Annotated in this window: 10 protein-coding genes; 6 read left to right on the top strand and 4 right to left on the bottom strand. The window is 73.1% G+C overall.

All coding sequences use genetic code 11. The features are described 5' to 3' along the window. Positions 1-143 precede the first annotated feature (143 nt). Together AOK17_RS20355 and AOK17_RS20350 are read left to right on the top strand one after the other, a co-directional pair. Positions 144-557 (top strand): hypothetical protein, encoded by a 414-nt coding sequence (locus tag AOK17_RS20355; protein WP_055613942.1) that lies wholly within the window; start codon positions 144-146, stop codon positions 555-557. Next, positions 554-829 carry a DUF4031 domain-containing protein gene (locus AOK17_RS20350; protein WP_055613941.1) on the top strand — a complete coding sequence of 92 codons (276 nt, stop codon included), beginning with the start codon at positions 554-556 and terminating at the stop codon, positions 827-829. Before AOK17_RS20355 ends, AOK17_RS20350 begins: the two co-directional genes overlap by 4 nt. Before the next feature lie 38 nt (positions 830-867). On the opposite strand, the gene AOK17_RS20345 is transcribed toward AOK17_RS20350, so the two are convergent. The 3 genes from AOK17_RS20345 to AOK17_RS20335 all read right to left on the bottom strand — a co-directional run bounded on the left by AOK17_RS20345 (position 868) and on the right by AOK17_RS20335 (position 4,011). Further along, the gene (locus AOK17_RS20345; RefSeq protein ID WP_107102451.1) at positions 868-1,956 is read right to left on the bottom strand and encodes a GNAT family N-acetyltransferase; all 1,089 of its coding nucleotides are present in this window, start codon (positions 1,954-1,956) and stop codon (positions 868-870) included. An 18-nt stretch (positions 1,957-1,974) separates the two neighbouring features. Continuing rightward, entirely contained in the window at positions 1,975-3,234 is a 1,260-nt protein-coding gene (locus tag AOK17_RS20340) for a Cmx/CmrA family chloramphenicol efflux MFS transporter (protein ID WP_055613944.1), read from the bottom strand. 108 nt (positions 3,235-3,342) lie between these two features. Beyond that, positions 3,343-4,011 (bottom strand): HD domain-containing protein, encoded by a 669-nt coding sequence (locus AOK17_RS20335; protein WP_055613940.1) that lies wholly within the window; start codon positions 4,009-4,011, stop codon positions 3,343-3,345. A 141-nt stretch (positions 4,012-4,152) separates the two neighbouring features. Here AOK17_RS20335 and AOK17_RS20330 point away from each other — a divergent pair, with 141 nt between their 5' ends. The 4 genes from AOK17_RS20330 (at position 4,153) to AOK17_RS20315 (ending at position 7,093) form a co-directional block, all read left to right on the top strand. Continuing rightward, the gene (locus AOK17_RS20330; RefSeq protein ID WP_055613939.1) at positions 4,153-4,824 is read left to right on the top strand and encodes a maleylpyruvate isomerase family mycothiol-dependent enzyme; all 672 of its coding nucleotides are present in this window, start codon (positions 4,153-4,155) and stop codon (positions 4,822-4,824) included. Positions 4,825-4,993: 169 nt separating this feature from the next. Beyond that, entirely contained in the window at positions 4,994-5,686 is a 693-nt protein-coding gene (locus tag AOK17_RS20325) for a copper homeostasis protein CutC (RefSeq protein WP_055613938.1), read from the top strand. A 117-nt stretch (positions 5,687-5,803) separates the two neighbouring features. Beyond that, on the top strand, positions 5,804-6,532 hold the full coding sequence (locus AOK17_RS20320; protein ID WP_245697251.1) for a Clp protease N-terminal domain-containing protein: 729 nt from the start codon (positions 5,804-5,806) through the stop codon (positions 6,530-6,532). Positions 6,533-6,634: 102 nt separating this feature from the next. Further along, positions 6,635-7,093 carry a hypothetical protein gene (locus AOK17_RS20315; protein WP_055613937.1) on the top strand — a complete coding sequence of 153 codons (459 nt, stop codon included), beginning with the start codon at positions 6,635-6,637 and terminating at the stop codon, positions 7,091-7,093. Between the two features lie 6 nt (positions 7,094-7,099). Here the strand turns inward: AOK17_RS20315 and AOK17_RS20310 are convergent. Next, a partial coding sequence (locus AOK17_RS20310; protein ID WP_055613936.1) for a HelD family protein occupies positions 7,100-8,665 on the bottom strand: 1,566 nt, incomplete at its 5' end.

Below are 8,665 nucleotides of genomic sequence, written 5' to 3'. Positions count from 1 at the left end.
GTGGGGGCTGGTCGCGCAGTTCCCCGCGCCCCTAAAAGATTGCGCAGTTCCCCGCGCCCCTTACGGGGCACTGTTCCCGGCGGCGCTTACGAGGCACAGGCGGGGCCCGGCACCGCGCCGCCCGGGTGGCGCACAATGGACGTATGGATTCTCCGCCCTCCCCCCATCCCATCAGCCCCTTGGAGCAGGCGCTGCACGCGGCGCGGGCGCTCGTGCTCGCCGATCTTGCCGCGGGTGAGGTCGCCGAGCCGGACGTCGTCTCGTTCGTCGAGGAGTCGGTGGTGCAGCGGCGCTGGTGGGTGGAGCAGTGGCCGGAGGGGGTCGACTACGTGGCGGGGCTCGTCGCCCAGGACTTACAGGACGCGCTTCTTGAGCGGCACGGGCGGTGGCCGCTGTGTCCCGTCTGCGGTGCCGGTGACCCCCACGCCCTGGAAGTGGAGCCGGAGTTGGGCGCCGACCCGCACTGGGTGTGCCACAAGGCGGGAGTGAAGGTCTCGCCGGTGGGCGCGCTCCAGGTGGCCGGCGGCGGCACCGGCGGGGGGACGCCCTCCTCGTGACCGTCTACATCGACCCGCCCGACTGGCCGGGGCACGGCCGTATGTGGTCCCACCTCGTCAGCGACGTCTCGTACGACGAACTGCACGACTTCGCCCGCCGGCTGGGCGCCCCCGCCCGGGCCTTCGAGCGTGATCACTACGACATCCCCTCGCACCGGTACGAGGACGCGGTCGCGGCCGGAGCGGTGGAGGTTCGCAGCCGCGAGGTGGTGCGGCTGCTGCTCGCCTCCGGGCTGCGCAGGCCCAAGGGGCGTGCCGTTCCCGGGAGTTGACGGCCGCGACCGCACTCCGGCAGCAAACCGCGCGGCGATCAGCCCCGCAGCTCGTACGCGTACTGCTCCCCGTCCTCTCCCTCCCCGCCCGCCTCGCTCACCCGGGTGAAGCCCGCGCGGGACAGCACGCTCTGGGAGGGGGCGTTGACGCGGTCCACCGTCGCGAACAGGGACGTCACGTCGTCGCGGGAGAGGGCCCAGGCGGACAGGGTGCGCAGGGCCTCGGCCGCGTAGCCGTTGCCGCGGGCGGACTCGACCAGGTCGTAGCCGACCTCGGCGCGGCCGTCCTCGTCCGGGGCGCCGTGGAAGCCCATGCCGCCGACCGCGCGGCCGTCCTCGCGGCGAACCAGGACGAACAGGCCGAACTCCGGTCGGTGCACCCCGGCCTCGTACGCCTTCGTGACCATCCCGGCGGCGTCCCGGGTCCCCTCGAAGGGGCCGTCCTGCGTCCACTCGAAGCCGCCGGTGCCGCCCGTGCGGAGGTCGGCGGCGGCTGCGGGGGTGACGCCCTGGAGGGTGAGGCGGTCGGAGGGGATGACGAGGTTGTTGTTCCAGCGCCAGTCGGTGAGGGGCGCCCGGCCGGGCAGGTCACCGCGGCCCGTGGCCCACAGGAGCGTGCTCCAGTGGTCGGCGCCGGGCGTGGGCCGGACGTGCGGGAAGATCCGGGTGAGCACCGCCTCGCAGAGCGCCGCCGGCGGCTCGTACGGGATGCCCAGGCCCTCGGCGATGTCGTGCGTGTGCGCGAGCACCTCGGTGACGCCCATCGCGGCGAAGCCCTCGCGGTTCGCGCTGCGGAAGGGGTACGGGTGGAAGGCGCGGGCCTCGCGCGGGGCGGCCCGGACCGCTGCCGCGAGCAGGGTGCCGGTCGCCTCGACGACCTGGATGACGTCCTCGGGGCTCTCGCACTCGTCCATGGAGATCTCGAACGGTACGTAGCGGTCGCTGGGGAGGCCCGCCAACTGCCCCGCGTACGCGATGCAGTCCGACGCGATGTGCTCCGCCGTCCTGCGGCAACTCCAGTCCAGGCGGCCCGCCTTGACGCTCCAGTCCCGGTCGGCCACCCGCCGCAGCACCGCCACCGCGTCCGCGACGGCCTCTTCCACCTGATCCCCGCCCATAGCCAGCATGCCGGTGACAATAGGTGATCAGTTCGCCGAACGAGACTGATTAATCGGCTCGTTGGCGGCTGTGGCGGCCGTAGAGGCTGCCGTGGCCGCGGAGGCGGCCGGGGCTCCGGCGGTCACCACCCGCGAGGCCGCCGTACGCCGGTGCAGGCGCAGTGAGACCGCCGTCACCGCGCCCGCCGTGACCGTCAGGGCCGCGCCCGCCCAGGCCGGGGAGGCGAAGCCGAGGCCCGCGTCGATGACGGCACCGCCGATCCAGGGGCCGCCGGTGTTGCCGAGGTTGAACGCGGCCGTGGTGGTGGCACCGGCCAGGGTCGGGGCCTTGCCCGCGACGTTGAACATCCGGGCGTTCAGGGCCGGGGCCGTGTAGAAGGCGGAGACACCGAGGAGGAAGGCGAGGGTGACGGCGGCGACGGCGTACTGCCCGAGCAGCGCCAGCGCGACCAGCAGCACGGACGAGGCCGCGATGCCGGAGAGCAGCACCCCGAAGAGGTGCGCGTCCGCGATCCGGCCGCCGATCATCGTGCCGATCAGCGCCCCGACACCGAACAGCCCGAGCACCACGGGCACCCAGCTGTCGTCGAGCCCGGAGACGTCGGTCAGCAGCGGCGCGAGATAGCTGAACGCACAGAAGACACCGCCCGCGGCGAACGCGATCAGCGAGATGGAGAGCCAGACCTGCCGGTCGCGGTAGATCCGCAGCTCCCGCCTGAGCTGCGGCTTCTCGTCGGGGAGCGGGATACGGGGGATGAGCGTGGCCACTCCGACCAGCGCGACCGCGGAGGCCGCGCCGACCGCCCAGAACGCCGAACGCCAGCCGAGGCTCTCGCCCAGGAAGGCGCCCGCCGGGACACCGAGGACGTTCGCGATGGACAGGCCGCCGATCATCACGGCGAGGGCGCGGGCCCGGGCGGTCACCGGGACCATGGCGATGGCCACGGCCGCGCCGACCGCCCAGAACCCGGCGCACGCCAGCGCGCTCACGACACGGGACGCGAAGAGCACGGCGTAGTTCGGGGCGAGGGCGCCCGCGATCTGGCCGACGCCGAAGACCGCGATGAGCGAGATCAGGGTCGTACGGCGGGGCATCCGGAGCGTCGCCACGGCCAGCAGCGGCGCGCCCACCACCATGCCGACGGCGAAGGCGGATATCAGCAGCCCCGCGCGCGGAATCGACACGTTCATGTCGTCCGCGACGGCCGGCAGCAGGCCGGAGAGCATGAACTCGCTGGTGCCCAGCGCGAAGACGGAGAGCCCGAGGACGTAGACGGCCAGGGGCATACGGGTGCGGGTGGCGGTGCGGGTGGGCGTGGCGGAGCCGGCGCTCGTGGGGACGGGCATATCAGGTGCCAACCTCATGGATGGGCCTGTCATTCCATCGGCTGCCGTTCAGCCCGTCAACAGGCTGAGCTCCGACTCCAGGTTCCGGCGTGCCGGACCCTCCCATTCCCTTGTCCCGTACGGGGTGTGGAAGAGGCGCGGCAGCTCCAGAAGCTGCCGCAGAATCGCCGCGCGGCCCTCCCGGAAGGCCTCCGGCGGGACGAAGGCGTACTCCTCGCGGACGGCGGCCGTGTAGGCGGCGTACGCGTCCGGGGACGCGGCGAGGATCCCCAGGTCGGCGTCGCAGAGAACCTGGCCGTTGGGGTCGTCGTCGGCCGGGGCGTGCGTGACGGTGAGGCGGACGAGGCGGGCCACCTCCGCCGTGCCGGCCGCGGAGACACCGGCCTCGGGCAGCGCACGCTCGGCGAGCCGGGCCGACCGCTCCTCGTTCTCGGACCGGTCGGGGAGGTAGACGGCGTCGTGGAACCACGCGGCCAGCCGCACCAGGTCCACGTCGTCCGCGTACTTCTCGTGCGCCTCCAGCACATCGATGTGGTCCAGGACCGCCGTCAGATGATCAACCGTGTGATACCGCCGCTGCGGCTCCGACCAGCGGGAGACGAGGTTGTCGGCGTAGGGGGCGGGGTCCACGGGGGTGGGGTCCACCCGGGCGCCGGCGTCGCGGGCCCCTTCCAGGGCACGGGACCAGCGGGTGCGGAGGGAGTCGAGGTCGGCCATGGCCTCATTCTCTACCGCGCCCCTTCAGGGGCGCGGGGCTGTATCGATGTGCGGCTCCGCCGCGTGGGCGCACCCGGCCATCAGCGAACCCGCAGACTCATGACCGCTCCCCGCGGAGCGCCCAGCACCTAGCGTGTCCTCATGACTGCTGCAGACACGCACGCCGTACGCGATCCGGATCTGCCGGGCAAGCTGCTGGCCGCAGAACGGGACGCCCTGATCCCCCTCCTCCGGGGCCGACCCGAGCACGACTTCGAGGTCAGGACCTGCTGTCCGGGCTGGACCGTGCGGCATCTCCTCGCACACTGCTCGGCCGCGCTGTCGCGGGTGGTGGAGAGCCGATATGAGGAGGACGTGTTCAGCCCCGCGGCGAACGACCGGGACATCGCCGAGCGGTCCGGCCGGTCCCTCGCGGAGATCGTCGACGAGCTGGAGCGCGGCATGACCGACGCGGGCCCCGTGATCGCCAAGGCGGGCGGCGCGCTGGACGGGGTCGGGTTCGGCGAGTGGGTGCACGCGGGAGATGTACGGGACGCCTGGGGCGAGCCCGGAGCGTACGCGGGGCCCCAAGTGGGGCCCGCGCTCGACCTGTTGGCGTGGATCACCCGCGACCGGGGGCGGCCCGCCCTGCACGCCGACCTCGACGACCTGGACGAGCCGCTGCTGCTCGGCGCGCCCTCGGGCGACCGGCCGCCCGCCCGTTACATCGGCGACGCCGCCACCCTCGTACGGCTGCACGCGGGGCGCCCGCTGACCGGGACGCGGTACGAGCTGGCGGGGGCGAGGGAGGCGGAGCTCGATCTGTTCGGCTGAGCCTCGGCGGTGGTCCCGGCGGTGGTCCCGGCGGTGGTTCCGGCGGTGGTCCCAGTGGAGGCTCCGGGCTCCGGCCCGGTCGGTCGGTCCCGGTCCGCCGGTGCGCGGTGTCGAGCGCGTAGGCTGACTATTGGACTAGACCTGTAGCCGCCCCGAGGGAAGAGGTCCTATGAGTGAGCGTGCAGTCCTGGAGGTGATCGCCCTCGGTGTCGAGGACGCGGTCGCCGCCGAGGCCGGAGGCGCGGATCGACTGGAGCTGGTCACCGACATGGCCGCCGACGGGCTGACCCCGCCGGTCGGGTCCTTCGCGGAGATCAGGGCCGCCGTAGGCATCTCGCTGCGCGTGATGCTGCGCCTGGCGGACGGTTTCGAGGCCGGGGACGTACGAGAACTCCTGCGGGCGGCCCGGGAGCTGCGGGCCGCCGGGGCGGACGAGTTCGTGCTCGGGTTCCTGGACGAGACCGGGGAGCCGGACCTGCCCGCGCTGGAGGCGGTGCTCGCCGAACTGGACGGCTGCCGCTGGACGTTCCACCGGGCGATCGACCGCGCGGCCGACCGCGACGCGCTGCGCAAGAGCCTCGCCGACCTGCCCGGCCTGGACGCGTACCTCACGGCGGGGTCGGCGGAAGGCGTGGACGAGGGCCTGGCCACGCTCCTTGCGGAGGCGGCCCGCAGTGGCGAGCAGGGATACGAGCCGCGGCTCCTGGTCGGCGGCGGTCTCCGCCTCGACCATCTCCCGCGCCTGCGGGCCGCCGGCGTCGACGCCTTCCACATCGGGGGAGCGGCCCGGCCCGGCGGCTGGAACGGGCCGGTCTCGGCGGAGGCGGTACGGGAGTGGCGTACGGCGCTGGACGCCGCCTGAGCCTGCACGTCGGCACTTGAGCGGCTTGCGCCTGAGGGCTTGCGCTTGCGCGGAGGCGCCTGAGCAAAGAGGCAAGTGCACCTTGACACCTCGGAATTGGCAAGGTGTGCTTGCCTCATGCCGCTCCCCGATCTGGACGACCTCATCGCGGAGGTCGACCGCACCTGCGACACCGCGCACCGGGCCGCCACGGGCCAGGAACAGCCGGACTGGCTGGCGCTGTTGACGACGGCGGCGGGCGTCGCGGGTCAACTGCAGGCACTCGCCGACGACTTGGTGGAGGACTACGTCGAGCACTGCCGGATGCACGGCCACTCGTGGACGGACGTCGGCGCGGCGCTGGGCGTGACCCGGCAGGCGGTCCAGCAGCGTTTCCAGGCCCCGCACAAGCGGTACGGGCCGGAGACGATGACCGGTGACCTCCGTCTGGCGATGACCCATGTGAAGCGGGCCGCGGTCCAGCACCGCAACAACTACATCGGTACCGAGCACCTGCTCTGGGGCCTGACCGCCGGGACCAACTCCGCCACCCGGCTTCTCCGCTCGCTCGAAGTGTCACCGGACGACATCCACCGGGCGGTGGGGGCCCGCTTCAGCGTCGGAGCCTCACAGGCCGCGGAGCGCATCGCCTGGACCCCGTACTCCCGCAGGGCGATCGCGATCGCGGAGGAACGCGCCTGCGCGGAGGGCCACGAGGGGGCGGAGGACCGCGAGGCGGTGGAGGGCCGCGAGGGCGCGGAGCCCCTGATCGACTGCCATCACCTGCTCCACGGCCTCGCCCGCACCGGCCGGGGAGTGGCCGCGACGGTACTGGCGGAGGCGGGCCTGGACCTGTCGGCCCTCTGAAGAGGGGCGAAGCAGGAGGGATGCGGGAAGAAGGCAACTCAGCAGGCAGCGAAGCAGGACGCGAAGCGGAAAGCGCAGCAGGAAAACGGGGGGACGGGTCTCGTGACCACAGCCATCGTCGCAGTGATCGGCACTCTGCTGGGCGCCGTCACCGCGGGCGTCATGCAGCACCTCACCACGGTCGCGGCCCGCCGCGACCGCGACCGGCAGGCACTCGCCGCCGCTGTCGCCGCCCTCCTGGGCGCGGCGACCGACCACCGGCGCCACCAGTATCTGAAGCACGTGATGCGCAGGCAGAGTCACGAGGAGACCATGGAGATCCGGGCGGCCCGTTACGAGGCACGCTCGGAGATGACGAAGGCCCTGACCTCCCTGACCCTCGTCACCGACGACCCGTCGCTCCTCGGTCTCGCCGACACCCTCGTCCAGCGGTCCACCGACATGGGCGAACCGCCCCACGACGACTACGACGCGGTCAACGCCGCGGGCGACCGTGCCAGGGAAGCCCACGCCGCCTTCCAGGCGGCAGCGGCCGAGCACCTCCGCCGCGCCCGCTCCTGAGGGTGTTCACAACGCCCCTGCCCCCTCGGCCAGTTGGGGCGGCAGCGGCGCCGCGTGCGTGACGATCAGGCCCGAGACCGCTCGGGTCAGGGACACGTACAGGCGGCGCAGACCGGTGCGTTCGTCCGGTTCGCCGTCGACGACGGCCCGGGGCTCGTCCAGGACCACGTAGTCGTACTCCAGACCCTTGGCGAGCGAGGCCGGGACCAGGGTGAGCCGGGTGGTCGGCGTCGTCTCCTCGCCGGGGCCGAGGTGGGGGAGCCCGGCCGCGGCCAGGGCCTCGGCAAGCAGCGGCACGCGCGCGTCGGCCGCGATCAGGCCGACCGAACCCTCGTTGCGCAGCAACTCCTCGCAGGCGGCGACCACTTCGGTGGCCGCGGTTGTGGCGTCACCGACGGTGGCCGGGCGGACCTCGAAGAAGCCCGGGTTCTCGCGGACCGACGCCACCGGGGTCAGGCCGGGCGCGATGTGGGGGAGGAGCCGGGAGGCGTACGTGATGACGTCCGTCGGCACACGGAAACCGGCCGTCAGCTCCTCGACGACCGCGTCCCCCTTGCCCAGATGGGTCAGCGCCTCCTCCCAACTCCGGGTCGCCCAGGGCGTCGTGCCCTGCGCCAGGTCCCCGAGCACGGTCGCCGAACCGGTCGTGCAGCGTCGCCCCACCGCCCGGTACTGCATGGGGGAGAGGTCCTGCGCCTCGTCGAGCACCACATGCCCGAGGGAGTGCGTGCGCTGTACGAGGTCGGTGGCCTCGTCGATCAACACGGCGTCCGCGGCTGCCCACTTGGCGGATTTCACCGACCGTACGGGCCTGGCCCACAGGATCGTCTTCTGCTCGTCCTCGGTGAGGAGACCCTCGGCGTGGGTGGCCAGGAAGTCGGCGTCGGAGAGCAGACGCAGCACGAGCTTCGCGGGCTCGACCGGCGGCCAGAGGCTCTTCACCGCCGCCTTCACCGCGGTGTTGCGGGCCACGGCGTCCTGCACCCGGTCGTCCGGGGCCTCGCCCGACCGCTCCATCTGCACCAGCACGGCGTGCGCGATGCGCTGGGGCAGGGCCTCGCGGGCGGCGCCGTACCGGATGTCCCGGTCGAGCAACTCCCGGACGATGACTTCGAGTTCGTACGCCGGGACGCGCCAGCGCCGTGAACCGCGCACCACCACGACCGGTTCGACGGGCATGGTCACGTGCGAGCGGACGGCCCGGCGCAGCACCTCGGCCATCCGTGCGTCGCCCTTGATAACCGCGGCCGGCGCCTCGTCCGTACCGCGCACCTCCACATGTGCGACGAGGTCGTCGACCGTGGCCTGCTTGACCTCCAACTCGCCCAGTGCGGGCAGCACTTGCTCGATGTAGTGGAGGAAGGACGCGTTCGGCCCGATGACCAGGGTGCCGGTGCGGGCGAGCCGGTCGCGGTGGGCGTAGAGGAGGTAGGCGACCCGGTGCAGGCCGACCGCCGTCTTCCCGGTGCCCGGACCGCCCTGCACGCAGACCGAACCGCCGAGACCGGACCGTACGATCTCGTCCTGCTCGGGCTGGATCGTCGCCACGATGTCGCGCATCGGGCCGACGCG

Source organism: Streptomyces phaeochromogenes (assembly GCF_001418655.1).
In the GTDB taxonomy this organism is placed as follows: domain Bacteria; phylum Actinomycetota; class Actinomycetes; order Streptomycetales; family Streptomycetaceae; genus Streptomyces; species Streptomyces phaeochromogenes.
Note: the sequence above shows the minus strand (reverse complement) of the source record. Positions and strands in the feature narration are given on the sequence as shown.